The organism is Bordetella tumbae, from assembly GCF_054780995.1.
Genome location: NZ_BAAGVG010000023.1, coordinates 169,391 through 195,455, shown reverse-complemented (window position 1 = coordinate 195,455; position 26,065 = coordinate 169,391). Strand labels below are relative to the sequence as shown.

Below are 26,065 nucleotides of genomic sequence, written 5' to 3'. Positions count from 1 at the left end.
CGGTGAGCGCACGGGTGGACTCAACGGCTGACGACGCTATTCTTATGAGCCTGAGCCAATTTCCATTGTTCCTGGGTCATCACCGTACGAAAACCCAGATGCGACATGCTGTTCAGCGGGTCTGCACCCCGCCTGGCACTGGCGCGGTAACTAATGCAATAGGTATCGCTGCACAAAAACGAGCCGCCACGCGTGACGCGTTTCGGTGCCTTTTCCGGCACATTGCCATCATCGGGATCAAAGCTGTCGGCGGGGCCCGCTGGGTCCTGCGGCGGCTCGCGATATTGAGCCTGGATCGCAAAGGCATCGGCGCGATACCAGTCCGCCGTCCATTGCCACACATTGCCGGCCATGTCATACAGCCCGTAGCCGTTCGATGGAAAACTGCCGACCGGTGTCGTACCCACCTGAATTTTTTCGTCTTTGACGACGGGGAAAGGCTGTTGCTGCTGCGTATCCCAGATGTTCGCCATAGGCTTGCCTTGCGGGCTGAGCTCATTGCCCCAGCTATAGTCGGCTTGCTCTATCCCGCCGCGCGCGGCGAACTCCCACTCCGCCTCGGTAGGCAACCGCTTGCCGGCCCATTTCGCATAGGCCTCAGCGTCTGTATAAGATACCTGCACAACGGGATGATCGTCTTTGCCCTGGATGTTGCTGCCCGGACCTTGCGGATGGCGCCAATTAGCCCCCGGAATGAATCGCCACCAGCGCGTGTAATCTCGCAATGAGACCTCGCTCTCGGAGCCTACGAAAACCATGGCGCCGGGCACCAGCACACTGTCATCTGGACGCGGCGTACCAGGCGGCAGTTGCGGGGCCAGATCTTCCCAGCGCGGCTTCTGCTCCGCCGTGGTCACGTAACCGGTGGCCTCTACGAACCGGCGAAACTCGGCGTTGGTCACGTCGTGCACATCCATCCAGAACCCGCTGACACGCACCGCATGAGCAGGCCGTTCATTAGGTTGAGAGAGCTTGTGCTCATTACCCATGAGAAATTGCGATCCGGGAATCCACGCCATGCCCGCGGGCCCATTTTTCCCATCGCCCAGCTTGACCTCACGCGCCGAGGAATCGGAAACGTTCCATCCACCCACGTAGGCGCCTAATGCTGCTGCCGCCACAAGAATCGCTACTGCCGTCAATCCGATCTTCACTTGCTGTTTCACGCGCTCACCTCACCACCGGTTCCAACACACGTAACGCATTCGGATCACGCGGAAACACCGCGAGCCGTCCAGCCTTGCCAAGTCGTGCAAACTGCAGCCGGGGCCTCAATGAATAAAAGGCCCCGGTGTCGCGCTCAGGCTGCTTGCTTCATTGTTCCTGCGCTCTCCCAATAGGAATGGGTGCGCAATACATGGAGTTCGAGCGTCGCCTTTCCTCTGACACGATGCAGCGCCTTGGGAATCGTGGCATGGCCATCGGTCCAACGCATCGTTACGCCGTGCACGTCTTGCGGTGCGTTCAGTCCCTGCAGTTCAGATGCAGACAACGCTATATCCCGGCGGCCATCGTCGTCCTCGATGGTGATACGAGCCAGCCCCACACCTACTGTGCGCAGGTCTCGGCGGGGATCCGAGGCCGTCTCGCGGGCAATCGCGCAACGCGAAAGGAGATGAATGTCTCCTGCATCAGCATCAACTGGCAGCTCGAATCGAACAATGGACTCACCGGAATCATGGGCCTGGGCCGCAAGCACTTTGCCATTGACTTGCACCCGCAGATTCGGATCAGACACTCTCAAGGATCGAGTCAATTGCTCGGCACGTTTGAGCAAACGCCGGCGCACCGCAGCCACTGCCGGCCCCTTGCGCAACACCTCGATTCCTTCGATGGTCGGACGCCCTGGGGCAGGCCCGAAATCTGCCAATAACGTGACCACATTCACGTTCTGGAACATCGATCGGTTGCCGGTATCGACATACGACTCCGATGCCGCACCTTCGGACAGCAGGATATCGAAACGATCCAGCTCGACGTGAAAGTACTCGAAGACCTGTTGCGAAAAATCCTGAACAATCGTCTTTCCGTTGACCAGCAACATCGCTGGAATCAGCTTGCCATCAAAATACATGTGATGGTACGGCGACACATAGAGATCTCGGGCTGGGATATTCGGTCCAAGTGCACTAGCGGAAATGCGGACCGGAAAAGCGCGAATGGCATGCTCTTCGGGAATATGGGCTCCGTACAGCGTGCGATGTCCCACCCACTTCACCGTGGCAACGCCACCGCTGGCTGTACTGACTTTGTCGCCTGGCTGCAGCGTCTCAACAGGACGTTCTCCATCCGGAGTCGCAATCAAGGTACCGCGCATAAAGCAGGCGAACGAAACGTTATTACCGTTGAAGTTCAAACTGTCTAGGTCTTCCTGCGTAAAGTTATCGGCTTGTACTTGCAGGATAGGCTGGTTGTCCGCGTCATAAAAAGTCAGGATGCCGTTGTCCAGTCCAGCGTGATCCGGCGTGGCGCCTACGAATGTGAAAGAAGCCCCGCCCTCTACGCCCGTGATATGCAGCACGTCACCAGGATTAGTGGTGATATTGTCCACGTTCATCGCCACCGTGCCCGTGCCTTGGGCTTGGGAAAAATCGATGGTGAGGTTGTCCAGCCACTGAGGTTGAAACTGCGAAAAGCCTGTCGTCGAATCCGGGCCCACCTGCAATGTGATGGGTTGATCGCCAGCGCCACCATTCAGATTGCCGATCAGCAGATTGGTGTTTTCAGCATAAATAGAAAATGGGTGTGCGCCATCGAAGTTGGCGGTCACAGAGCCTGCATTGGTGAAGTCCACTGCGCCATTGTCGACACCGAGCGCAAAGTTGAACTCAGTATCCGTTTCTGTATCGGTCCAGGCCCACGTGGGGTCGTCGGGAGTCAAGCTGATATCCGCCATCTCAATCCTCTTCCAGTTGATTGCATCGCCAAAAGAACCAGACAAAAACCCAGACTGCTGTCGCGCCGAGCCTCCTCAAGAAATAAAAAACGCCCTATTACGGCAAAGTGTTGCCGCCATTTATACCCATCATCCCATTACAACTTTTCGATACATTTATGCGAAACTCAGGAAAATTTCGCATTTTTTCTCATTTCTTGGGCAATATTCTGCTTACATATACGTCGTTCTTGGTAAAGTTATTACGAAGCAGCACCATGCGCTATCCGAAAAGCGAAATCTTGTAGGAACTTTTTGCCATGATGTATCAGCCGATGTACATGCGGCACCTCTACTCCGGCTTCGAGCCATGCCAGGCATTTGATGTCGTCTATGGCACCACCTTCGAGCATCGTCTCCTGTCCGCCAAGCAAGCAACCATGGCACACCAACGGCTGGTTATCGGTGACATCAGACTGGAGACTGGCGGCTACAACTTCCCTGTTGTTGCTCAAGGCTGTATGCCCAAGAAAGAGGTTTGCATAGGATTCATGGCTGAAGGAGAACAGGTCACGCGATGCAATACGATGGCCTTGGAGAGCAATGAAATACAAATCTATCCGCCGGGAGTAGAACTCCTCTATCACGCATCAGGCCCTTCCCGTTGGGTCAATTTTGTGGTGCCGGAGGAATCCTTACAGGCGTTCGCCACTGCGCGAGTAGGACGCCCCATTCATTTATCCAGGCACGCGGCGTATTCGATGCGTTTACGCAACGGGGCCAGGCACGCGTTGACTCGAATCACTGACGATGCCCTGGGACTGGCTCACCGACTTGAGCCAGTTGGCGGAATTAGTTCCGAATTAGGCGCGGAAATCTACCATTCGCTTTTGGGGAGTTACGTGGACCAGATATTCGACTCAACCCCATTGAATCAACCAGAAAAGTCTGCGACAGAGATACGCCATCACCAATTGATCACCGCTTGCGAACGGCTCGTCGTTTCGGGCGAAGACACGGACATTGCGCTGGCCGAAATTGCCAAGCGCAGCGGATATAGCCTGCGTTCACTGGAGCTGATATTTCGCCGCAGCGTCGGTATGACGCCTGGGCGGTGGTTCATGACGGCACGGTTAAATGGCGCGCTGCGTGATTTGCTCAACTGTGAACAGGATGGGACGGTTTCAGAGGTCGCAATGAAATGGGGATTTCGACATGTGTCCCGATTCTCTCAGTACTATCGCAATGCCTTCGGCGAGCTGCCAAGCGAAACGCTAAAGCGTACACGCCAGCAGTGACGGGCTCGTAGCGCGACCGCAGGGATATCGCAGTCAATTTCTATCGCCAGGCACTCCCCACCTGAATGTAGAAAGCATTCTGGTCCTTGCTGTGGGCGACGTCGATGCCTATTGCCAAACCCAATTTTCTGGCGATCAGATACCGGAATCCGACGCCGACACTATTCACATTGGAGGCCTCGCCATATGACTTCCATCGGCCATAGGCTTTACCCACCCCCGTGAAGCCCAATAGCGACCAGCGCGGTGTGACGGCCCAACGCATTTCGACTTCCGCGGCCAAGGCGGTCCGGTCTTGATACCGGCCGCGCGATACACCGCGTAAATCGACATAGGGCAGCGCATAAAACGGCACCGAACCGCTGGTGGTCTGAGCATCGGCGCGCAGCCCTAATGTCCATTTAGGATGAACAGGCAACCACGTATAGCCACGCGCGCGGTAAGTTTCAAAGGACGCTGAACTGCCGAATCCGCTGCGTGCAAACTGCGCCTCGAACTCGGCATAACTGCCTTTAGTCGGGTAAAACATGTTATCGCGATTGTCGTAGTCGATCACCAGGCCTAATTTGCCGACACTCAGTTTCTGATCATCCAATAATCCAAGAGGATTTTTCTCTGCACCGGTAAAGCGCGTATCGGATCTGAAGTACGTATAGCGAGGTCCCACATACCAGCGGCTGTCTCCTATACGCGCGAGCAATTGCTGCACCAGAAACGTACCCTTCAGTTCGTAGCTGTGCCCGCGATTGAGAGGGCCGTAATAATCGAGATTGACCTTGCCCTGTGCCAATGCGCCCAGATACCGGAACCGGTCGGCGCCCCACGTGTGAAAGTGGAACAGGCCTGCACCTCGTGATCCGTTTTCCGTACCCAACGCGCCAATGCCGGTGATATTGGGGGGGGGCCAGTGACGAGTCACTCTCTTTCGCCTTTTGACTGGCCTCGCCGAGCGATTCTGAAAAGTACATCAGCATCGCGCCGCCTCCGTACCCGACGGCGGGCTCGGTAATGATCACCGGGACGGGAAATATGCCTTTCCGGTTGAGCAGATAATCGCTCAGATCAAATGCGCCATCCTCGGGATCCGTGAACCCAGTGGGCTGCCCCATGCAAGTGGCCCCACTGACCATCGCTACCAGACCTAGCAGACGCACCATGCTGGCACGCCGAAACAAGGCGACGAACGCTGGCAACAAAGCACTCTCCTCTTTGCCGTACGTTTTTTCCGGCGCCATGAATACTCAGTCGACGCGAAACAGACCGCGGTCCTTGCCTTTGATCCAGTTGGGCGGTCGCCCTACCCCGTTCCAGGTGTGTCCGGTCTCGGGGTCGCGGTATCTCACGAAATCTGACAGATCCGGCCCGAACAATTGCTCGGAGGTGATCCCGTATTCCTTGATTTTCCATCGGATATCTGACAAGACACCGCGTAACTCTCGCCGCCGCAGACGCTCTGCTTCGGCCTCGAGAGTGCGTATGTGCGATCTGACCTGCTGGTAGTTGTTCGCCATATGCTTAGTTCGCCCTTGCGATGTATTTACAATAGTACGAAGTCGAAACAAACGCTATCCAAAAAACGAAATAAACGGCCGGCCGAACACATTGATCTGACTCCCTGGGCATGCCGCTTGCAGTATGGCCACATCTACCAGGCTAGGGAGGCAGCATGCAATCACAGCGCGACAGTGGGAGTCGCTTCGCCCTCAGGTTGCTGACGGTCAATACGCACAAGGGGTTTACCAGTTTCAACCGCCGTTTCATGCTGCACGATCTGCGTGAGGCGTTGCGATCCGCGGCGCCCGACATTGTCTTTCTGCAAGAGGTCGTCGGGGCGCATCAGGGACATGCCGAGCGATTACCTGATTGGCCGGCGCTGTCGCAGTACGAATACCTGGCCGACACGTTATGGTCCGACTATGCCTACGGGCGCAATGCCGTCTACCCGGACGGTCATCATGGCAATGCGATCCTGTCGCGCTACCCCATCGCGACGTATACCAACCACGATGTCAGTATTGCAGGCCCTGAGCCGCGTGGGTTGCTGCACTGCGTGCTGCGTCCGCCGGAATTGGCGCATCCGCTACATGCGGTGTGTGTGCATCTGGGTCTGCGCGAGGGGCACCGGCAACGCCAACTGCACCTGCTGTGCGAGTTGGCCCAACGCCAAATCCCCACGGATGAGCCGCTACTGATCGCGGGTGATTTCAATGATTGGCGATTACGCGCCGACCGGGTCATGGCCGGCTGCGATGCCCAAGAGGTGTTTACGAAGCATTACGGCAGACCGGCTCGCTCCTATCCCGCTGTGTGCCCGGTCCTGCGCCTGGACAGGATCTACGTACGGGGCGTCCACACCTCGCGCCCCGAACCGCAAACCTCGCGCGTATGGGCCGGCCTATCCGACCATGTGCCGTTGACCGCAGAGATCTCGTTATGAGTACGGGCTGGCATACGGGGAATCGCTTTGAACTGCTTGAGAACGGCAATGCCTTTTTCCCTGCAGTCGAAAAGGCTATCGCGCGAGCGAGCAAAGAGGTCCTCCTGGAGACATTCATTCTGTTTGACGATCCGGTAGGGAGATCATTGCAGCAGGCGCTCATCACAGCCTCGCAACGCGGCGTCTCGGTTGTACTGACGCTGGACGGCTACGGCTCTGATCCACTGGAGCCCGCATTTCTCGCCGAGCTGGCCACTGCCGGGGTACGTGTGCATATATTCGACCCCAAACCGCGCCTGTTCGGTATGCGGTTTCATGTGTTCCGGCGCCTGCATCGCAAACTCATCGTCATCGATAACGAATTGGCATTCGTCGGCGGCATCAATTTCTCGGAAGACCATCTGACCGAATATGGCGATCAGGCCAAGCAGGACTACGCGGTCAGCGTGCGCGGTCCGTTGTGTGCCGATATCGCTGCCTATATGCGTGCGGCTGTGCGAGCTGCGCCAGGTAGGTTGCCAGCATCAGACCCTGCCCCGGTGCCCGACGAAGACGGAGCCGGCAAGCTGGTGGTACGCGACAATGCGCGGCATCAACAGGATATCGAGCGCCTGTATCGCGCCAGCCTGCGTTCGGCCCGCGAGGATGTACTGATCGCCAATGCCTATTTCTTTCCCGGATACCGATTGCTGCATGACCTGGCAGGTGCCGCCCGGCGAGGCGTGCGCGTGCGCCTGATATTGCAGGGCGAGCCGGATATGCGCATCGCCCGGCTCGCCGCCACGATGCTATATGACTATCTCATCGACGCAGGTGTGGAGATCTACGAGTATTGCCGCCGTCCTCTGCATGGCAAAGTCGCTTGCTTCGACCAGGACTGGAGCACAGTGGGCTCGAGCAATCTGGATCCGTTCAGCCTGGCCCTGAACCTGGAGGCCAACGTGATCATGCGAGACCGGGCGCTGAATCGCGTATTGCGCGAGCGTCTGGAACGCCTGCTGCAAGAGGACTGCGAGCGAATACCCCGCTCATCAATCGGCACACGGCGTCTGCGCCGATTGTGGGCCGGGGTGATGGTATTCCACGTATTACGGCGTTTTCCTAACTGGGTGGGCAGTCTGCCTGCCCATAAGCCTCGCCTGCAGCGCATAGCGGCAGAATCTATAGACCGCCATCAGCCGGCGCAAGAATGAGGATCCCCATGGACACATTCCGGATACGTACGACAAGGCGGCGTTGGACTCGGATCAGCCCCCGCGTCCGACGGTCTCTGGGCAGGTGGCTGGCCGTGCTCGTGGTAGGGGTCGTGGCGGGCATGTTGTATTACCTGGCCCGTGACGTGGACTGGCCTGGTGTATGGAAAGCCGTGCGCGCGCTTCCCCGGCCCACGATCGCCATGGCGATCGCCGTCGCGCTGAGCGGCTATCTCGCATACTCGTTCATGGATATCCTGGGACGTCGCTACATCGGCCACAAACTGCCGCTGTTCAGCGTCGCAGGGATCGCCATGCTCAGTTATGCCCTCAATCTGAACCTGGGCATGCTGCTCGGTGGTTTTGCAACGCGCTTGCGGCTTTATCTGCGCATGGGGTGCCGCAAGTCGGTGCCGACTCGCGTGGCGCTGTTCTCCGCCCTATCGAACTGGGTCGGCTTCGGCTGGGTGGCCGGCGCCTTGTTTGTCAGCGGTGCCGTCCCTCTGCCTCAGACCATCGACTGGGGACAAGATGGATTGCGAATAGTTGGCGTCGTGCTGCTGGCACTGTCTGGTGCCTATGTTCTGGCCTGCCTGAAATACCCGGGGCGGACCTGGATGGTGCGCCGGTGGCGTATCGTGTTGCCCGGCGCACGGATGGCGCTAGCGCAGAGCTTGAGCGCAATACTGTCCTGGGGCCTGATGGGATTGGTGCTGTATGTTGTGCTGCAGGAGCGGGTTCCCTATGCGGCGGCATTAGGGGTGCTGTTGTATGCCAGCGTCGCGGCATTGGTCGTGCGGGTGCCGGGCGGACTGGGCACCACCGAGGCCATTACCGTCGCCGCGCTGGGGAAGTATCTCCCTCCCGTAGATATTCTGGGCGCGGTATTGACTTATCGCGCCGTCTATTTCCTCCTGCCGCTGGCGCTGGCGTTGCTGGCGTTCGGTGTGGTCGAGGCCAAATGGTCCATCCGGCGCCGCGTATCCCGGCCCACACCGCAATGAGGCCAGGCACGGCGCTTGCGGCAGGTGTGCCATGACGCACTCTTCTCGATTCTCTCCTGCCTGCGTGGTGGCCTATCCCCGCGATAGCAATGCATCGCAGCACGAAGTCGCCACGCAGTTATGCCTGGCGCGTAAACTCGCCGAATTGCTGCAGTGCCAGGTACTGGAGCCCTATCAGGCCGATAGCGCGCAGCCCGGGGCGGCGCACTATTACGTTCCCGATCAAACCCTGATTGGTCCCCTGCACGCGCATGAACTCGGTATCAGCGACGAAGCCCGTTTTTTCGGAGGAATGGTGCCGTACGACTTCGTGGCCAGTAAAGCGATTACGCACGGTTTATGGCGCCGGCGTAGCGCTGCCCCCGACGGATGGTCTCACACCCTGGCCGAACGCTTGGCAGACGCCGTACTCAGCGGCTACACCGCATTTTCTCCCGAGGATGCAAGACAAGCCGGCGGCGCGTTGCTGCGTCGTGGACCAATACGTATCAAGCCCGTTTACGCCAATGCTGGACGCGGGCAACGCGTGATTCAGGACGGGAACGAACTGGAACGCGCCATCGCCGAGATGACGGAAATAGCACGAGGCGTCGTACTGGAGGAAAACCTGGCCGACGTCGAAACCTACAGCGTAGGATGGTGCCGCGTCGGCGGCTATACATTGTCCTATGTAGGCACACAGGGGCTGACCCCGGACAATAGTGGCCAGGACGTCTATGGCGGATCGAACCTGCGTTGTATTCTCGATGAGCCGACTGCGCTCACGTCGCTGGACATGACGCCGAACGAACGCCACGCCGTCACGCTGGCGTTGCATTATGACGCTGCGGTGAACCAGGCGTATCCATCGTTGATCGCGTCACGCCGCAATTACGATATTGCGCTCGGACAGTCTACGGCCGGGGCATGGCGGGCCGGGGTATTGGAACAATCGTGGCGTGCTGGAGGCGCGAGTATCGCGGAGGCATCCGCCCTGCTCCACTTCGCGCATCATCCTGACTGCCGCGAAATCAACGCTTACACGCTAGAACGTTACGGATCCGCGTCCGCGCAGCCGGACAGCGGCGATCTCGTGTTCCACGGGCAAGACAGCCGGGTGGGATGGTTGACAAAGACAGGTGGCATAGTGAGGGAAAACAATGGTGGCACATAGCGACGCGATAGACATCAACGTCGCAGATGATGTCCTGGCGGGCACGCTGCTGACGCCCAAGAGCAAAATTCCTGGAATACTTTTCATACACGGCTGGGGCGGTGATCAAGCCTTTGACCTGAAACGGGCAGAGGGAATAGCCGGCCTGGGCTGCGTCTGCCTGACCTTTGATCTCAGAGGGCATGCCGCGAATGAAACCCAACGGGAACACGTATCCCGCGATGATAATTTGCACGACGTCATGGCTGCCTATGATCGTCTGATTGCGCATCCTGCCGTGGAAACAGGTGAAATCGCCGTGGTCGGCAGCAGTTATGGCGCCTACCTGGCATCGATTTTGACCGAATTGCGCAAAGTACGATGGCTGGCCCTGCACGTACCCGCGCTGTATCTCGACGATGAATGGTTCAAGCCCAAGCACCAACTCAATCGGGAAGTACTACGAGCCTATCGCAGTGACTACGTTGCGCCGGAGACCAATCGTGCGTTGTCTGCATGCGCCACGTTCCCGGGCGATGTACTCATCGTGGAGTCGGAACAGGATGACTACATTCCGCACTCCACCATCATGAGCTATCGCTCGGCGTTTCGGCGCGCCCACTCCATGACTCACCGGATTATCGATGGCGCAGACCATGCGTTGACGCAAAAGACTGCGCAGCGGGCGTACACATCGGTGCTGGTGAACTGGATCACGGAAATGGTCATGGGCGCACGCACCGGCACTACCCCTTCCCTGACCGGTGCGCCATAAAGGAGAGGCATCTCAGCCGTACATCAGCATGGAGCCGCCAATGACACTACGCGCCACTGCGCGTCTGCAATTGCATGCCGACTTTACTTTTGATGCGGCACGCGCACAACTGGACTACTACGCCGATTTGGGCGTCAGCCACCTCTACTTGTCACCCATCACGCAGGCCCGTCCCGGCTCAATGCATGGCTACGATGTGCTGGACCCCGCCTGCGTGAGTGCCGACCTGGGCGGAGAGCCGGCGCTCGAACGGCTGGCCGCTGCCGTCAAGGCGCGCGGGATGGGATTGCTGCTGGATATCGTACCCAACCACATGGCCGCCGACGCGCGCAACCCATGGTGGCGCGATGTGCTGCGCAATGGGCGTGCCAGTACCTATGCTGATTATTTCGATATCGATTGGGAGATGCACTCGGGAAAAGTCCTGTTGCCCATTCTCGGCCAGCCCTATGGTTCGGCCCTGTGCAAGGGGGATGTTCAACTAGGCAAACAGCACGGCGAACCGGTCGTGTTGGCCGGCGGCCAAGCGCTGCCGATATCGGGCCCGTCGGTCTTTGCGGCGCTGGCCCGCTACGCTGACGCACCGGATCATGCAGAACGCACGGCCGCGCTGCATGCGCTGCTGGAACAACAGTGTTATTGCCTTGCCTGGTGGCGTTCGGCCACGAACCAACTGAATTGGCGCCGTTTTTTCGACATCAACGATCTGGTGGGCGTGCGGGTCGAAAATCCGTCAGTATTCGAAGCGGTGCATATGCTGCCTCTGGCGTTATATCGCAAGGGCTGGATCGACGGGCTGCGCATCGATCATATAGACGGATTGGCAGAGCCAGGCGCCTATTTGCGCCGGCTGCGTACCGCTATGCGCAATGCCGCGCCGGCGCGCAAACCGTATATCGTCGTGGAAAAAATTCTGGCGCCACAAGAGGCGCTCGACCATCGATGGCCTGTCGAGGGCAGCACGGGCTACGACTTTATGGATGACGTCAGCGCGTTGTTGCATTCCCCTTCCGCCCGCCGTCCGCTATTGACTGGCTGGTATGCGCATGGCGGCGATTCGAGTGGATTAAAACACCAACTGCACACTATCCGTGCACAATTGCTGGATCGGCGCCTGGCGCATGAACGGCACGGGCTGCTGACAGCATGGTCACGCCTCACGTCGCATGAAGCCGAAGACCAGGCGTCCTGGGATCGTGTGCTCGGTGCATGGCTGACGGCGTTTCCGGTCTATCGCAGTTACGCCGAAGATGGCGGTCCATCTGCCGCAGACCGGACGCATTGGGATGAGGCCACCCGGGGTGCGCGCGCCATGCTAGCTGAATCGGACAGTGCACACCTGGATCAATTGCTGCACCAGCTCTACACATCCTCGATCCCCGACGGCCTCAACGCGCTTAAACGCCTGCAGCAAGTCACGCCGCCATTGGCAGCGAAATCGCTCGAAGACACCCTTCATTACCGTCAAGGCACCTTATTGTCCCGCAACGAGGTGGGCGCCTGGCCGCAACGATTTGCGTTAGGGCCACAAGGCTTTCATGCCCGCAATCATTGGCGTGCCCGGCACATGCCACACTCTCTGCTGGCCACGGCGACCCATGATCACAAACGCGGCGAAGACACCCGCGCACGCCTGGCCGTATTGACGGAGATGCCCTCGCGGTGGGCAGACATGGCGGCAGAGTGGCTGGCCTTGCTCCCGGCCAATGCATTCAGCGACCCGGACCGCTACATACTGCTGCAAGCGCTGATTGGCGCCTGGCCGGCAGACTGGCCTGGCGCCAGCGAGACACTGGATCCATTGCTCCTACGTGAATGGTTGACGCGGATCAGCGCCTGGCAGCGCAAAGCATTGCGTGAGGCGGGGTTGCATAGCTCATGGACAGATCCCGACGAACATTACGAAGCTGCGGCTCAGGCTTGTATTGATATCCTCGATCCCGAGGGGCATGATCGCGAGCCGCTGCGCACGCTGGCAGCCTTGGCGCAATCTCTGATCGAGCCAGGACATATCAATAGTCTCGCTCAAACCTTGCTGCGTAATACTTGTCCCGGTGTGCCGGACCTGTACCAGGGTGCAGAACTGTGGGATTACAGCCTGGTCGATCCGGATAATCGCCGGCCGGTCGATTACGAGCGCCGCCGTTTTCTGCTGTCGTCAGGAATCATCACGCGGCCCGGGTCAAAACACTGGCGCAATGGCGCGGTCAAGCAGTCCCTCATCCATACGGCTTTGCAACTGCGTGCGCAGCAGCCTGAACTGTTAGCCGGCCCCTATCGGCCCCTATGTGCGCAGGGTCCTCGGGCCGCCCATGTCGTGGCGTTTCTACGTGGCGCAGGCCGGCGTACTGCCCTGGTTGTCGTACCGCGATTGTGCGCACGCCGTATTGCAGGGTATGCGAGAGATGAGGCCGAGGCTGCAAGACAATTCTGGCAAGGTACGACATTACGCGTGCCCTCATTGCCGGGCCTCGTTTGGAAAGACCTGCTGAGCCAACGCGAGCTCGCTTTGAGCACAACAGGCGAAATCGCACTTGATACGCTATTTCAGGATTGGCCTGTTGCGCTCTGCGTCAGTGCTGACTAAGCCCTCAGCTACAGACGGCCCGTCAGCAGCATGACGATAAGAACGATCAATAAAATGCCCAAAATACCGCTGGGATAGTATCCCCAGCCGCGGCTATGAGGCCACGCAGGAAAGGCACCTACCAATAACAGAATCAGCACAATCAGCAGAATGGTCGACATGACGGCAGTCCTCCTCCGGAATCGCGTCCAGAGCCCCATCGGCCCCGTACCTGTTTCGTACAGCAATTTGCATGCCCGGCTCAGTCGGGAATGCAAATTGCGAGGCTGAAGCTTCCTACGCCCGTCCGGGTGCCTGATAGCCAAGGAGAAGCAGATGACGAACCGTTCTCGCGATCAAGACGCCGACGCCACCGCCCGCCGCCAACGCGAACTTCAACGCGATCAAGATCAACGCGATGCAAAATCGTCCAAGTCGAGCGGATCGAAAGGCCCTGCCCAGGCCGGTGATCGCCGTCAGCCTGAACCGCCGCAACCCGCTCAGCACCAGCAGAAACCGGGCCGGGAATCGGATCTGAATCCGGCTCCCCGGTATTCTGCGCCGGGATATCGAGGCAGCGAAAAATTGGAGGGCAAAGTGGCTTTGATTACCGGAGCAGATTCCGGCATCGGGCGTGCCGTCGCCGTGCTGTATGCCCGCGAGGGGGCAGACATTGCCGTGGCCTATCTGAACGAAGACGATGATGCCGCCGAAACAAAAAAAGCCGTCGAAGCCGAAGGCGGACGGTGTATCACCATCAGCGGCGATGTGCGCGATCCCAAGTTTTGCCAGCAAGCCGTCAACAAAACCGTCCGCGCCTTTGGGCATCTGGACATTCTGGTCAATAACGCGGCATTTCAAGAGCATGCCAATTCGCTCGAGGACATTTCCGACGAGCGCCTGGACGAAACCCTGCGCACTAACATCTACGGCTATTTCTATATGGCGCGCGCCGCGCTGCCTCACCTGCCGGAGGGCGGAAGCATCATCAATACGGGCTCGGTTACCGGCCTGCGCGGCAGTCCTCATTTACTGGACTACTCAGCGACCAAGGGCGCCATCCATTCATTCACCCGCGCACTCGCAGCCAATCTGGCCACTCGCGGTATTCGCGTCAACGCCGTCGCACCCGGCCCCGTCTGGACGCCGTTGAACCCTGCCGACAACGCTGCACCAGACGTTCAAAAATTCGGCAAACAGACGCAAATGGGCCGCGCCGCCCAGCCGGAGGAGCTATCGCCAGCGTATGTCTTTTTGGCGGCGCCGTGCTGCTCTAGCTATATCACGGGTATTGTGCTGCCCGTGACAGGGACCGCGGGAGATTAGGTATCAAGCTCAGAACCGATACATCACCTTCAACTGACCCGCGTGGCTCGTTGCTTTGCTCGAAAACTCTCCGTCATACTGCAAGCGGAAATCCAACCCCGAACGATTGTTGACTTGCATCCCGACTCCCACACGGCCGACGACATGGTCGCCCGCCAATGTGGAGCTGAATTGATCGCTACCCGCCGGTGCGCCGCTGAATCGCGCACTGGCATCCCACGAATCGTCACTCAGAAATGATGCCCCTGCATAGGCATACGGCCGCATCGTGGCGCCGTTGGGCAGATCGACTCGCCCGCCGATCTCCAGCATCGGCGACAGGCCCACTTGGAACTGATCGCTGCTGTCGACTTTGAGGCTCAGGGCATCGCCCGATTCGGTATAGCTCGGCATGCGGGTATAGATCAGATCCAGATCGACATAGGGTTTCAGATAGAACTGATCGCTCAGGCCGATATGGCGCGCCGCGCGCAGGCGGGCCCCCGCGCTGTAAACGTCGGGATCGCTGCCTGCCTCGCGGTCATAGCCCGAAATGTTCAGATTGCGATTCATATCGTAAGAACCGTAGCCTGCCCCGATCGCACCTGAATACACCCACGGGCCATCCTGATATTTCAGGACGACGCCGGCATAACCTGCATCGCCGTTGCCGCTGGCACGGCTGTCCTTGCCCCGCAAACTGTTGTTTTGATAGGCCAACGATCCGCCCACGAACCAGCCGGGCTTGAACTCGAACTGTCCGCCGACCTGATACGTCGTACTGTCGAACGAAAAGTCGGATGTTCCGTTTGCCGCGTCTTGCGATGTGCTGCGGCGCGTGACTTGCCCCCATACACAATCCCGCTCGCGTCCGTCCGTGCCCACGCTATCCATCGCGGGACAAGACATCATCGATTCGGTAAACCGTGCCATGCCCACGGCCATTTGCGCGGCCGGTGCCAGCGCGACGCCAGGCGACAGATCGGACAGTCGATCGTTATATGCGCTTGCGCCTTGTGCCGCGGCATCGTTCAGTACGGCAAATAAAGGCGCCATCTCGGCATTGCCGCCCCGATCCCAGATATCCTGCAACGATCCTGCCACGTGGCTTTGATTGCGTGCGAGGTCCATGGAACTGGCATTGAAGTCTGCGCTCTTGACGCTGACGCGATGCTCATTGCCCGCTTGTTGTATATCAAAATCGAAGATCGGCGTATCGACCGCGTGAAGCTCGCCGGTGGAGTTGCCTTGGACGTTTACCAACGTCAACTCGCGATCCGGCAAGAGAGTGACGGCATTCAAACCGACGCGCCCATCTAACTGTGCATCGCCCTCTACAGTCATGTTCGAAGCACGCATTCCCAGGAAATCGGCATCGGCCAATATGATGCCCGTACTCGTCTGTGCAAAATCTCCAGCGACCGTGAGGTGGCCAAAGCTCCCCGGGCGGCCGATGATCAACTTGCCGGCAGTCGTCACGTCCGCCTGGTAAATTTCCGCATGGGTCAGCGTGCCTGTGAGGGAGCTGTTGAGGATGCAGACATCTTCCTCACACAGGGCATTACCCTGGATATTCCCTGCGTTATTCGTCGTTAATGGAGAACTGCCATCGTTGCGTAACGCGTTGTCGGATACCGCGGACAGTTGCGCGTTTTCTGCGACGTTGATGACATCGGGCGACGTGCTGTAGGCACCGTTCGATACCCATATGCCCACCCCACTGCCGCTCCCACCCCGCACGATGCCATTGACATTGACCGTGATAGAGCCGTCCACGCCACTATTGCTAGAGGCTTGCCGCTGTGCCAATACGCCGGTCGAGTTCTCGCCTGTCGCGCTGACGGTGCCATTGACCGTCACCGACACGTTACCGGCATGCGCGGTCGATTCCGACTCATCGCCATTCGTCTCACCCGCATAACCGCCCGCCTTCGAGCCGCCCAACCCGCCACCACCGCCGAGCGATTGCGCGATCACCCCAAACGCATTCATACCAGTGGTGGTGACATTACTGACCGTGACAGTCACCTCGCCGCCGCTGCCATTTTTCTGGCCCGTCACCAAATCCCATCCGTCGCTGTTGCTCGTCGTAACGGTCTGCGTAAGATCACCGAGAATCCCGCCTCCCGAACCGATGGATTGCGCCACCACGCCATGGCTACCCGCACCTGAGGTAGAGATCATCCCGTCGCTTTGCAACGTGACGGTGACGGTTTGACCATCGCCAGACGAGGCGTTGAGCGAGCTGCCTAGCGTCACGTCTGACAGAGTCGCTGCGCCGCCTGTGGTCGCGATGCCGCCGCCGCCACCGATAGACTGGGCGATCATGCCAATCGCGCCTTGCCCCGCGGTGGTGAAATTACCGCCGGTCGAGAGTTCGATGTTGCCGCCATTACCTCCGCTGCCACCCAGGGCCAATTTGAATTGCCCCACGCCTGTGGTGGCATCGCTGGTGCGGCTATCGACCGTGGCGATCCCGCCACCACCGCCGATCGATTGCACAACCAGCCCATGCGCGCTGTCTCCTTGTGTGCTCAACGCGAGATAGCTGGCCGGCGTGATCTGGATGTCACCGCCATTGCCTTGCACCTCGTTGGTCGCGCCGACCTGGATCGTTCCCGTGCCCTGCGGCGCACTCGCGCCCGCGATACCGCCGCCCCCTCCAATGGATTGCACAACCACGCCATTGGCGGCATAACCCTTCGTATGTACAGACGTGCCGTCGCCTTCGTCGTTGAACGCCAGCACAATCGGTCCCCCTTGGGTAGAGAGGTCAGCCATGTCAGCCGTGGGTCTGAATCCTCCGCCCACTTGCATCGTCAGCGCGCTGACAATGGTGCCGCCAGCGGCAGCCACCCCGCCCTGTCCACCGCCGCCGCCGACGGATTGCAGCACCAGGCCGTCTGCAAAATCACCGGTTGTCGTGGTGTGCGCCGCCATGCGCGCCGCCTGCTGCGTAGAGCCGATATTGCCGCCATTGCCATAATTGTTGTCTGCGCCCAAGATCAGTTTCAGCGCGTACGCGGTATCCGCAGCCGGGGTGATGCTCGGGTTGAGTGCGCCGGACTGATCACCCGTCGCACCACTCAAGCCGCCACCGCCGCCAATCGCCTGGATCAGCGCACCGTCGGCATCGCGGCCTGCCGTGGCGATCGTGCCGTCCAGATCGAATTGCACGCCTCCGGCATCGGCGCCTTGTACCCAGATATCAGAGTCGTCCTCGTCGATCTCGGAGCCGTCGGCTGCTGAGCCACCTATTTGCACCGTCAGTCCGTCTGGGGCGCGTGCATCGGACACGCCAATCACGCCGATCCCGCCGCCGCCACCGATGGACTGCGCCACCACGCCGTACGCCCGATTGCCCTTGGTATTGATCGTCTGGTTGGTGTCAATCGATACGCCACCTCCCTGGCCGGGCCAATAGCCGCCCACGCGCAGCTCGGCGCCCATGAGCGTCGTGCCCTCCCATGCCAATACCCCACCGACGCCGCCACCACCACCGATCGCCTGCGCGGCCAGACCTATCGCGTCCGTACCTAACGTATATATCTGCGACTGCGCCTGCACGCCGACATGGCCAGCGGCGACCGCCTCCGAGGGGAGCGTCGACGAGCCACCGCCGATATGCATCTGTGCGGCACTATCAAAAACCATGCCGGTCCCCAGACCACCCCCGTCACTGATCGATTGCGCGAGTACGCCATAGCTACCATTGCCTGCCGTGACGATACCGTTCTGTCCCGGTGACAACATGAGTGCGACATCGCCGCCAGCGCCAGTCATATTCGGGCTGCCGACCCTGATGGTGGCAGCGCCGGCCCCCAGTTGACCGTACGGGGTCACCCCCGAGTGGGCTGCTCCGCCCCCGCCACCGATGGATTGCGCCAGCACGCCCATGGACCAATCGCCCATTGTCTGGACGACACCATCGTAGGTGATGCTCACCGCAGGTATGCTTGACCCTGCGACACCGCTATCGCCGATATGTGAGTTATCCGTGGGATCGTCGACGGTAGAGCCCAACGTGAGATAACGTTCACCCGGCAGCCACGGCACATTGGGATTGTTCGGATCATCCGGATCAGGTTGCGGCGGCTCGGGCAAGAGATTCTCGTCAGACAAGGTCGTGCCCAGCAGGCCGCCACCGCCACCGATCGATTGCGCCACGATGCCATGCGAGCCATCACCTACGGTGACGACACTGCCAGACGCATCGATATCCACCGCGTTGGCATTGCCGCCACTGCCCGACGCCTCACTGCCGACGGATAACAACACTTGAATGGCAGGCGTCACACCTGAAATTCCGATCTGTTCGCTCACGGTATCGGCAGAACTGGCCATGCCCCCGCCACCGCCGATGGATTGCGCCGCAATACCGTGAGCGAAGGGGCCGAATGTCTCGATATCATATTGACCGCCGATATTCACATTGCCGCCATCTCCACCGTCGCCGCCGCCACCGCCCAAGAGCGCAGCCAGATTCAGGCCAATTGCGGCGATCGCATTCTGGTCCGGTATGCCGACAACGCCGTCGCCGCCACCACCGCCCACCGATTGCGCCAGCAGCGCCGTCGCCGAATGGCCGGTGGTGTTGATTTGCGTCAATTTGCACGAATTATTGGTGCAGGCGTTGACTTGGCCGCCATTGCCCCCGCTGCCCCCCGAGCCGCCGATCGACATGGACATATCCAGGGAATAACCGATGCGATCGCCACCGGTACCGAGGGTCAACCCGCCAATACCGCCGCCGCCACCGATGGATTGCAAGGCCACCGCATGCGAGGCATTGCCGTTGGTCTGGATCGCCTTGTCGGTCTGTGAGGTGAACGTGACCGTGCCACCGTCGCTGCCTTCGCCACCGCCGCCACCGACGCCCGCGCCAATTTCTATCCGACCTTTGGTGGCCAGCGTACCGTTGCCGCCCTGGCCTCCGCCACCACCAATCGAATGGGCCAATATGCCGTAGGCCTGATAACCCACTGTACGCACTTGCGCGCCGCTTTGCAGATTCACGGTCGCAGCGCCACCGTCGCCGCCCACACCGCCGCTGCCGCCCACCGAGACGTTCGCGTCGAACCAGTCTACGTAGGTCTGCGAGGTGCTCCCACCACCGGTGCCACCGCCACCGCCGATGGATTGCGCGACGATCCCATCGGCATACTCCCCAAACGTGTGAATCACGCCCGAATTATTCACCACTGCCGTGCCGCCCACGCCACCGTCTCCGCCCTGGCCACCGACGCTGACTTGCACCTCTGCCGAGATGTTTTGCAGTTCGACGTGATCCTTGAGGGTTTGCAACGCATTGGAAATCACGTCCAGCGTGTCCTCTGGGTCGGCCCCCATCGATCCGCCGATTCCACCGCCGCCGCCCACTGCCTGCGCCAGAATTCCATCGCTGTCGCGTCCCGTCGTCACGATCTCGCCGGCCTGATTGACAGTGACCATCTTGCTGTCGCCGCCGCTGCCGCCTTTCATGCCCACGCCCACGTCCAGCGTCAGGCCGACAGACAGCACCTTGGTGGCTTGCTCCGATCCGGATAAATAGGCCGAGGTGCCTTGTCCTGTGCCGCCGCCTCCGCCTATGCTCTGCGCCACAATGCCCCGCGCACCTGATCCGGTGGTCTTGATTTGCGCGTTGGCGCCCGTGTTGACGGTCACGGTACCGCCACCGCCTCCGGCGCCGCCCTTGGATCCGACCGAGGTGGTGGCCGCCACCGAGGCCGCGATACCGGTTTGAAATCCGAAGGCATAGCTATCCGCCGACCCGCCATCGCCACCGCCGCCACCGATGGATTGCGCCAGCACGCCGTTGCTATAGTCGCCGCTGGTATTCAATATCGTGGCGTCCGTATAGCCATTCGTGCTCAGGTTGACGGTCACTTGGTTGCCATCGCCGCCCGCGCACGCTTTGCCGACCCTGATGCACTGCCCCCCCACCGCGGCGTCTGCCTCTACTCCCACGCTGACGTCGCCGGTATCCACCTGAATCATGTAGTTTTGAGCCGAACCGCCGTCGCCACCGCCGCCGCCTATCGATTGCATAAAGACGCCATGCGCAAACTGTCCCGCCGTGCTGGCACTGGTGCCCGCCACGGTCAGACCCACCGTGCCGCCATGCCCACCCTCGCCGCCACGGCCGCCGACCGCAAAATCCATGGTCATCGACGCCGCGCCGCCGGCAAAAACGGGGGGGCCATAGTTCAGCACCTGATTCGTGACCGATCCGCCTGCGCCGCCACCACCACCTATGGATTGCATCGATATCGCCGAGGCGTCCGTAGTGAGGGCATTCGTGCTCGGTGAACTGTCATCATCATCGTCATCGGTCGCCTGAGTACTGGACGCCGTCTGTGTGCCGGGGACCGCCAGACCGGTCACAATGGTCGAAGACAAGATCGTCCCGTTGATGTCTTCACCATACCCGCCGTCACCGCCATCGGCGCCGACCAGGGTGCTGAGCTCACCCAATAAAGACAGATTGTCACCGCGTACCCCGCCGCCGGTCCCGCCACCGCCGCCGACTGATTGCAGCATGATGCCCCGCGCGGCGATGCCGCTGGTGGTGACGCTTAAATTGCTCCAGTCGAAATCAATGAGGCCGCCATTGCCGCCAGCGGCGCCACTGCCGCCCACGACTATATCGACAAACGACGCTCCCACACTGAGCACATCGCCCGCTGAGCCGCCTCCGCCGCCGATGCTTTGAGCGAGTATGCCGTGCGCGTTATCGCCCTGCGTCGTGACGCTGGAGGCGGTATCGCCCGACATATTGAACTGAATATAGCCGCCATTCCCTGCAGCGGCACCATTGCCGCCCACAGCAACGCCCACACCTGCCGCCACGCCGGTGGCGCTGCCGCCATTGCCGCCACCACCGCCGATAGACTGGGCGTTGATACCGTACGAATAGTCGCCCGAAGTCGAAATCGTGCCTTGCGTGTCCGCAATGAAATACACCCCGCCGCCATTACCCGCCGCAGCGCCGCTGCCGCCAACGGCGACGATGCCATTGATCGTATCGCTGGCCTTGCCGCCACCACCACCAATGGACTGCGCGAGGATGCCTTCGGCCGCATCGCCGACGGTGGTGATCGTGCCGATATTGGCGATATTGATGAGGCCGCCCGTTCCGCCCGTGCCGTCGCCGGAACTTCCGCCGAGGTCGTTGTTGCGCGGATTGCCTCCCACCGCGATGATGCCGCCTGCACCGCCCGCATTGCCACCACCACCGCCGTTGGACTGCGCGCTGATACCCGTGGCGCCGCTGCCCGTCGTGCTGATCGTACCGGTATTTCTGATCGTCACACCGCCGCCGGCACCGCCTATGCCACCGTCGCCACCGAGCTCGACAATCAGGCCATCGGCGATCCCTCCCGCACCGCCGCCGCCCGAATTGGACTGCGCATCAATGCCAAACGCCTGGTCACCCGTGGTGTTGATCGTTCCATTGTTGGTGACCGTGACGAGTTTCGATTCGCCGCCATCGCCGCCTTTACTGCCTGATCCGCCCAGAATAGCGATGAAATCGCCACCAGTGCCGCCGCCACCGCCGACTGACCACGCCGTCACGCCCGAGGAGTAATCGCCCGACGTCGTGACCGTCGCATTACTGCCGACATTGACCGTGACCACGCCAGCGTTACCGCCCAACCCGCCACCGCCCGCCTCGCCGGCCAGCACGGTGCTGTCGGCGCCGTCACCGCCAAACCCGCCTTTCGAAACCGCCTGTATGCCGAACATCGTCGAGCCTGTCGTACTGATGGTCAACGGGGCGGACGTGTTGCCGCTGCTCATATCGCCGGCCGTCACCGTAGCGGAGCCGGCTACGCCGCCGCTGCCGCCACTTTCATCTTTGCTCGGGCTCTCGCCGCCTTGTCCGCCTTCGGTTTCGGCTTGAATGCCCGCGCCCATCATGCCCGGCGTTTGCAGGTCAATACTGCTATACGCGTCGACGGTCATGTTTCCCGAGCCGCCGCCGGTACCGCCTGGGTCGGAGTCATCGGTTGACCCGTAACCCGTGGCCCCCTCGGACGAGGCACGTACGCCATACACCGTCTGGGTGCCATCGCCCTCAGCGGCGACGATCTGCAGCAGTCCGGCATTGTGATGAATCGTGACGTCGCCGCCAGCGCCGGCATCACCATTGCCCTTGCCGCCGTCACCGCCTTTTGAATCACCGCGTATTAGCCCGACCAGCGCGCCCGACGCTATCGTCACCGGCTGAGCAGCGTTGCCCGATTGTGCCGGGATTCCAAACAGAATGTCGCTTGAACTATCGATCGTCACGCTATGGCCATCGCCGCCCGCGCCGCCTAGTTGATCTCCCGTGCCCGAGTTCTGGGCGCCACCCGAGCCACCCAGGCTCGCCACGAAGATGCCGGACATGTCCTGCGTAATATCCCCCACCACCTGATAACGGCTGCCTAGGTAGGTGACGACGCTGATTGAGCCTCCCCAGCCGCCGCTGCCGCCGTCGGAATCATTGTTGCCATTGTCAGCCGGCCCGCTGCCTCCCAGGCTTCTGGCATACAACACGGAGGAGACTTCGTTGCTCGACGACACAGCCAGATCGACCTGCCCCGCGCTATCGAGCCTGATGCCACCACCGTCGCCGGCGTCACCCTCTTCATAACTATTGCCGCCGTAGGAAAGCGCAGTGATCACGCCGTAATCGCTTGACCACGTTCCGCCTCCCGATTGCGGGTTCAGAGTGAAGATCGCCCCTTGGTCCAGCATCTCGGCGCCGACCGGTGTTTGCCCATTGTGAGAATCACTTGTGCCACTTTCTCCATCGGTGGAGACACTGACACCCTGGGTATAAGTCGCCCCATCATCGAGCTTGACGCATTGCGTGTTGGGGTCGCAACTCAAGGACACGCCCTGGGCGAAACAGGGGCCAAACACCATGCCCAGGCTCATCGTTAATACCGTCTTGCGTAACAACCGTGGGGGCTGCGCGATGCGAACTCGTGACATGGCGATTCTCGATATTCTTATCGTAGACCGACAAAAAATAGCCAAAAGTTGCACTATCAGCGAGATTTTTTCGACGAAAGTGCCGATGGAATCGGTGAAATTCGCTGATTCCTGCTTTCGTAGCGATATCTGCTCCGCTGGTATCTACGCAGCGGGCACGCTATCTTCGCCCATATTGCCTCGCCAGCCATCCTCCCGTCACGGCCCAGGCCAACGCAATCACGGCCCCTAAAAACAAGGCCAAAGACGGCTGGTCCGCCATCAGGTCTACTCCACGTTTCACCCAGCCACTCAGCGCATCACCACCGCGATACACCACCGTGTCGTTGAAGTTCTTGGCCTTGTATTTTTGTTCCGAAGGCAGCACCGTATAAAGCATTTCGCGGCCTGGACGCACCAGGGCATACTCACCCGCACGGCGCGCCACCATCACCACGACAAACACGGCAAACACCGGAGACCACGCCAACCACAAAAAGCCCGCTACCAACAATAGCGGCACGCCCGTCAGCAACACTCGCACACCCAGCCGCTGTGCGATCCGGCCCGTGAAGAACACCTGGGTCAGGATGGCCAAGCCCTGCACCACCGCGTCAATCAAACCAAAGACCTGCGTCTGGCGTGTACGGTCCGGAAAATGTTCGGCCACCATTCGCGCCTGCTCAAAGTACATAAAGGTATTGACGCTGGCCAGGAGCGTCACAAACAAAGCAATGCCCAGCAAATAGCGCGAGCACAATACCTCTGTCACACCTGCAAAGGGATTACCGCCCAAAGGTCGATGACGCTCGACCCGGTCATTGGCGTCCTCTGCCTCGTCAGGATGCCGGTCACGCCAGCGATGCAGCCACGCCGCGCAGCCCGCGCTGGCAGCCAGGAGCGCGGACGCCAATACCAGCAAACCACTATGGCTCAACGGCTCGACCAGCAACGCGCCCAACAACGGCCCTGCGAGTCCGCCCAAACTCGCGCCGCCCGCCATCAACGCGAACAAGCGGCGTGCCTGTTCGCCGGCAAACACATCGGCCAGCACGCTCCAGGCGAGTGAAATCGCCATCAGATTGAACACCGACAACCAGATATAAAACACGCGCCCGGTCCATACGATGTCGGCCTGCAGCCACCACACCACGGCAAACACCAGCAGGTTCACGACAAAGAACCCATATACCCACGACAGAATATGCCGTCGTGGCGCACGCGAAGCTACCCAACCGAACAGCGGCATGGCGATCAAAGTGACCACGAACGTCCCAGTAAACAACCACTGCAGGTTATCGACGCCGCCAGCCACGCCCATGGTCTCGCGCACGGGCCGGAGCATGAAATACGCGCAGAACAATAGAAAAAACATGCCCAGGCCTGCGGCCACCGCAACGCCCTCTCCTTCGCGCAGGTTCAGTAGGCGAATCACACTCGCCTTTATGGGCATAGTGCTGGATGTCACGTTACGCTCTATCAGGCGAACATCGATTGCAGCGATCGGCGTTGTTCGGCCGTCAATGGAGGCCCATATCCCGCTTTCAGGTTATCGCTCTGCCGATCGGGGCGACTGGTCGCCGGAATCACCGCGGTCACGGCGGGCGGGCTGATCGCGAATCGCAAAAAGGCCTGCGCCCATGATGTGATGCCCGCCTCGGCGGCCCAGCCGGGTAATTCTTTACCAGCCACTTCGCGAAACAATCGGCCATCCTCAAAGGCACGATTGATCAATACGGCGATGCCTAGGTCTTGCGCCATGGGAAATAAACGCTTTTCCGCACCCGTGGTGATCACCGAATAATTGATCTGCAGAAAATCGGGCTTCGAGGCCTGCACTGCATCCGCCAATTCATCGTGCGCTCCATCGTAATAGTGAGTCAGACCCGAATAACGGACGGCGCCTTGGGCCTTTAGCTCCTGGATCAACGCCAATTGCGTGCGCCAATCCCGCAGGTTATGCACCTGCAGCAGCTCGACCTTGTCCGTTTTCAAACGACGCAGTGATTCCTGAAACTGGGCCTGGCCCGTCTCGCGGCCCGATGCACCGATCTTGGTGCAGAGAAACGCCTTGTCGCGCAGATCGAGCTCGGCCAACAAATCGCCGATCACGGTTTCCGATTGCCCATAGCTGGGCGCCGTGTCGATCACCGAGGCCCCAGCGGCGAAGAATCGGCGCATCACTTCGCGCAACGGTGCTCGTTCTGGTTCGCTATCGCCTACATTAAAACTATCTGCCGTTCCCATTCCGATGACAGGAACCGTCTGGCCAGATGAAGGAATGCGCCGTGTGTTTATCGCGGTATCCGCCGCTATCGCCATGTCGGGCAGTTGAGCTCCGACACCCAATGCGGACAACCCATGCAGAAAGCGGCGGCGTGTGAACATGCGGGCACTCCTTGGGGCTAGTGGCGAGAGGCACTGAATTGCCCTTATAACCGTCGCATAGCGCATATGCCAAGACACCCCGTTTACGATAGTGCCCTGCTTTTATTCGCATTTTGTAATATTTTGATGCG

General features: G+C 60.1%; 15 protein-coding genes and 1 pseudogene. 8 read left to right on the top strand and 8 right to left on the bottom strand.

Going from position 1 to position 26,065, the window contains the following annotated elements; genetic code table 11:
- Positions 1 to 20 precede the first annotated feature (20 nt).
- Positions 21 to 1,166, bottom strand: a complete 1,146-nt coding sequence (locus ACYVI2_RS23315) for a formylglycine-generating enzyme family protein (RefSeq protein WP_415816708.1) — start codon at positions 1,164 to 1,166, stop codon at positions 21 to 23.
- A gap of 134 nt (positions 1,167 to 1,300) precedes the next feature.
- On the bottom strand, positions 1,301 to 2,896 hold the full coding sequence (locus tag ACYVI2_RS23310; RefSeq protein WP_415816706.1) for a Hint domain-containing protein: 1,596 nt from the start codon (positions 2,894 to 2,896) through the stop codon (positions 1,301 to 1,303).
- Between the two features lie 299 nt (positions 2,897 to 3,195).
- Between ACYVI2_RS23310 and ACYVI2_RS23305 the strand changes: the two genes are divergently transcribed.
- Positions 3,196 to 4,173 carry a helix-turn-helix transcriptional regulator gene (locus ACYVI2_RS23305; protein ID WP_415816704.1) on the top strand — a complete coding sequence of 326 codons (978 nt, stop codon included), beginning with the start codon at positions 3,196 to 3,198 and terminating at the stop codon, positions 4,171 to 4,173.
- 40 nt (positions 4,174 to 4,213) lie between these two features.
- Here ACYVI2_RS23305 and ACYVI2_RS23300 read toward each other — a convergent pair.
- Both ACYVI2_RS23300 and ACYVI2_RS23295 read right to left on the bottom strand, forming a co-directional pair.
- Positions 4,214 to 5,303, bottom strand: a pseudogene (locus ACYVI2_RS23300) (BamA/TamA family outer membrane protein).
- 111 nt (positions 5,304 to 5,414) lie between these two features.
- Entirely contained in the window at positions 5,415 to 5,684 is a 270-nt protein-coding gene (locus ACYVI2_RS23295; protein ID WP_415816702.1) for an H-NS histone family protein, read from the bottom strand.
- A gap of 155 nt (positions 5,685 to 5,839) precedes the next feature.
- Here ACYVI2_RS23295 and ACYVI2_RS23290 point away from each other — a divergent pair, with 155 nt between their 5' ends.
- Genes ACYVI2_RS23290 through treY form a run of 6 tightly spaced genes read left to right on the top strand, consistent with a single transcriptional unit; the run spans position 5,840 to position 13,301 of the window.
- Complete coding sequence (locus ACYVI2_RS23290) at positions 5,840 to 6,610, top strand: endonuclease/exonuclease/phosphatase family protein (RefSeq protein WP_415816700.1); 771 nt, start codon at positions 5,840 to 5,842, stop codon at positions 6,608 to 6,610.
- Positions 6,607 to 7,803: a cardiolipin synthase ClsB gene (clsB, locus tag ACYVI2_RS23285; RefSeq protein WP_415816698.1), complete on the top strand. Its 1,197-nt coding sequence runs from the start codon at positions 6,607 to 6,609 to the stop codon at positions 7,801 to 7,803. The genes ACYVI2_RS23290 and clsB overlap by 4 nt, the downstream gene beginning before the upstream one ends.
- Positions 7,804 to 7,811: 8 nt before the next feature.
- Positions 7,812 to 8,807, top strand: coding sequence for a lysylphosphatidylglycerol synthase domain-containing protein (locus ACYVI2_RS23280; protein WP_415816696.1), 996 nt, complete (start codon positions 7,812 to 7,814; stop codon positions 8,805 to 8,807).
- Positions 8,808 to 8,838: 31 nt separating this feature from the next.
- Positions 8,839 to 9,960 (top strand): DUF3182 family protein, encoded by a 1,122-nt coding sequence (locus tag ACYVI2_RS23275; RefSeq protein ID WP_415816694.1) that lies wholly within the window; start codon positions 8,839 to 8,841, stop codon positions 9,958 to 9,960.
- Positions 9,947 to 10,714 carry an alpha/beta hydrolase family protein gene (locus tag ACYVI2_RS23270; protein ID WP_415816692.1) on the top strand — a complete coding sequence of 256 codons (768 nt, stop codon included), beginning with the start codon at positions 9,947 to 9,949 and terminating at the stop codon, positions 10,712 to 10,714. Before ACYVI2_RS23275 ends, ACYVI2_RS23270 begins: the two co-directional genes overlap by 14 nt.
- Positions 10,715 to 10,754: 40 nt before the next feature.
- The gene (gene treY / locus ACYVI2_RS23265) at positions 10,755 to 13,301 is read left to right on the top strand and encodes a malto-oligosyltrehalose synthase (RefSeq protein ID WP_415816690.1); all 2,547 of its coding nucleotides are present in this window, start codon (positions 10,755 to 10,757) and stop codon (positions 13,299 to 13,301) included.
- An 8-nt stretch (positions 13,302 to 13,309) separates the two neighbouring features.
- On the opposite strand, the gene ACYVI2_RS23260 is transcribed toward treY, so the two are convergent.
- A complete protein-coding gene (locus tag ACYVI2_RS23260; protein WP_415816688.1) occupies positions 13,310 to 13,462 on the bottom strand; it encodes a DUF3309 domain-containing protein in 153 nt (50 codons plus the stop codon).
- Positions 13,463 to 13,616: 154 nt separating this feature from the next.
- On the opposite strand from ACYVI2_RS23260, the gene ACYVI2_RS23255 reads away from it, so the two are divergent.
- Complete coding sequence (locus ACYVI2_RS23255; RefSeq protein ID WP_415816686.1) at positions 13,617 to 14,606, top strand: SDR family oxidoreductase; 990 nt, start codon at positions 13,617 to 13,619, stop codon at positions 14,604 to 14,606.
- A gap of 9 nt (positions 14,607 to 14,615) precedes the next feature.
- Here ACYVI2_RS23255 and ACYVI2_RS23250 read toward each other — a convergent pair whose 3' ends face one another.
- The 3 genes from ACYVI2_RS23250 to ACYVI2_RS23240 all read right to left on the bottom strand — a co-directional run bounded on the left by ACYVI2_RS23250 (position 14,616) and on the right by ACYVI2_RS23240 (position 25,934).
- On the bottom strand, positions 14,616 to 23,567 hold the full coding sequence (locus ACYVI2_RS23250) for a hypothetical protein (protein ID WP_415816684.1): 8,952 nt from the start codon (positions 23,565 to 23,567) through the stop codon (positions 14,616 to 14,618).
- Between the two features lie 160 nt (positions 23,568 to 23,727).
- Entirely contained in the window at positions 23,728 to 25,014 is a 1,287-nt protein-coding gene (locus ACYVI2_RS23245) for an NTP/NDP exchange transporter (RefSeq protein ID WP_415816682.1), read from the bottom strand.
- Positions 25,015 to 25,025: 11 nt separating this feature from the next.
- Complete coding sequence (locus tag ACYVI2_RS23240; RefSeq protein WP_415816680.1) at positions 25,026 to 25,934, bottom strand: aldo/keto reductase; 909 nt, start codon at positions 25,932 to 25,934, stop codon at positions 25,026 to 25,028.
- Positions 25,935 to 26,065: the final 131 nt, after the last annotated feature.

What these genes read in the sequence shown, in the direction of transcription:
- ACYVI2_RS23310 (WP_415816706.1), bottom strand. Translation starts at nt 2,896, where the DNA reads ATGGCGGATATCAGCTTGACTCCCGACGACCCCACGTGGGCCTGGACC.
- ACYVI2_RS23270 (WP_415816692.1), top strand. Translation starts at nt 9,947, where the DNA reads ATGGTGGCACATAGCGACGCGATAGACATCAACGTCGCAGATGATGTC.
- treY (WP_415816690.1), top strand. Translation starts at nt 10,755, where the DNA reads ATGACACTACGCGCCACTGCGCGTCTGCAATTGCATGCCGACTTTACT.
- ACYVI2_RS23255 (WP_415816686.1), top strand. Translation starts at nt 13,617, where the DNA reads ATGACGAACCGTTCTCGCGATCAAGACGCCGACGCCACCGCCCGCCGC.
- ACYVI2_RS23295 (WP_415816702.1), bottom strand. Translation starts at nt 5,684, where the DNA reads ATGGCGAACAACTACCAGCAGGTCAGATCGCACATACGCACTCTCGAG.
- ACYVI2_RS23275 (WP_415816694.1), top strand. Translation starts at nt 8,839, where the DNA reads ATGACGCACTCTTCTCGATTCTCTCCTGCCTGCGTGGTGGCCTATCCC.
- ACYVI2_RS23280 (WP_415816696.1), top strand. Translation starts at nt 7,812, where the DNA reads ATGGACACATTCCGGATACGTACGACAAGGCGGCGTTGGACTCGGATC.
- ACYVI2_RS23240 (WP_415816680.1), bottom strand. Translation starts at nt 25,934, where the DNA reads ATGTTCACACGCCGCCGCTTTCTGCATGGGTTGTCCGCATTGGGTGTC.
- ACYVI2_RS23250 (WP_415816684.1), bottom strand. Translation starts at nt 23,567, where the DNA reads ATGTCACGAGTTCGCATCGCGCAGCCCCCACGGTTGTTACGCAAGACG.
- ACYVI2_RS23290 (WP_415816700.1), top strand. Translation starts at nt 5,840, where the DNA reads ATGCAATCACAGCGCGACAGTGGGAGTCGCTTCGCCCTCAGGTTGCTG.
- clsB (WP_415816698.1), top strand. Translation starts at nt 6,607, where the DNA reads ATGAGTACGGGCTGGCATACGGGGAATCGCTTTGAACTGCTTGAGAAC.
- ACYVI2_RS23305 (WP_415816704.1), top strand. Translation starts at nt 3,196, where the DNA reads ATGATGTATCAGCCGATGTACATGCGGCACCTCTACTCCGGCTTCGAG.
- ACYVI2_RS23260 (WP_415816688.1), bottom strand. Translation starts at nt 13,462, where the DNA reads ATGTCGACCATTCTGCTGATTGTGCTGATTCTGTTATTGGTAGGTGCC.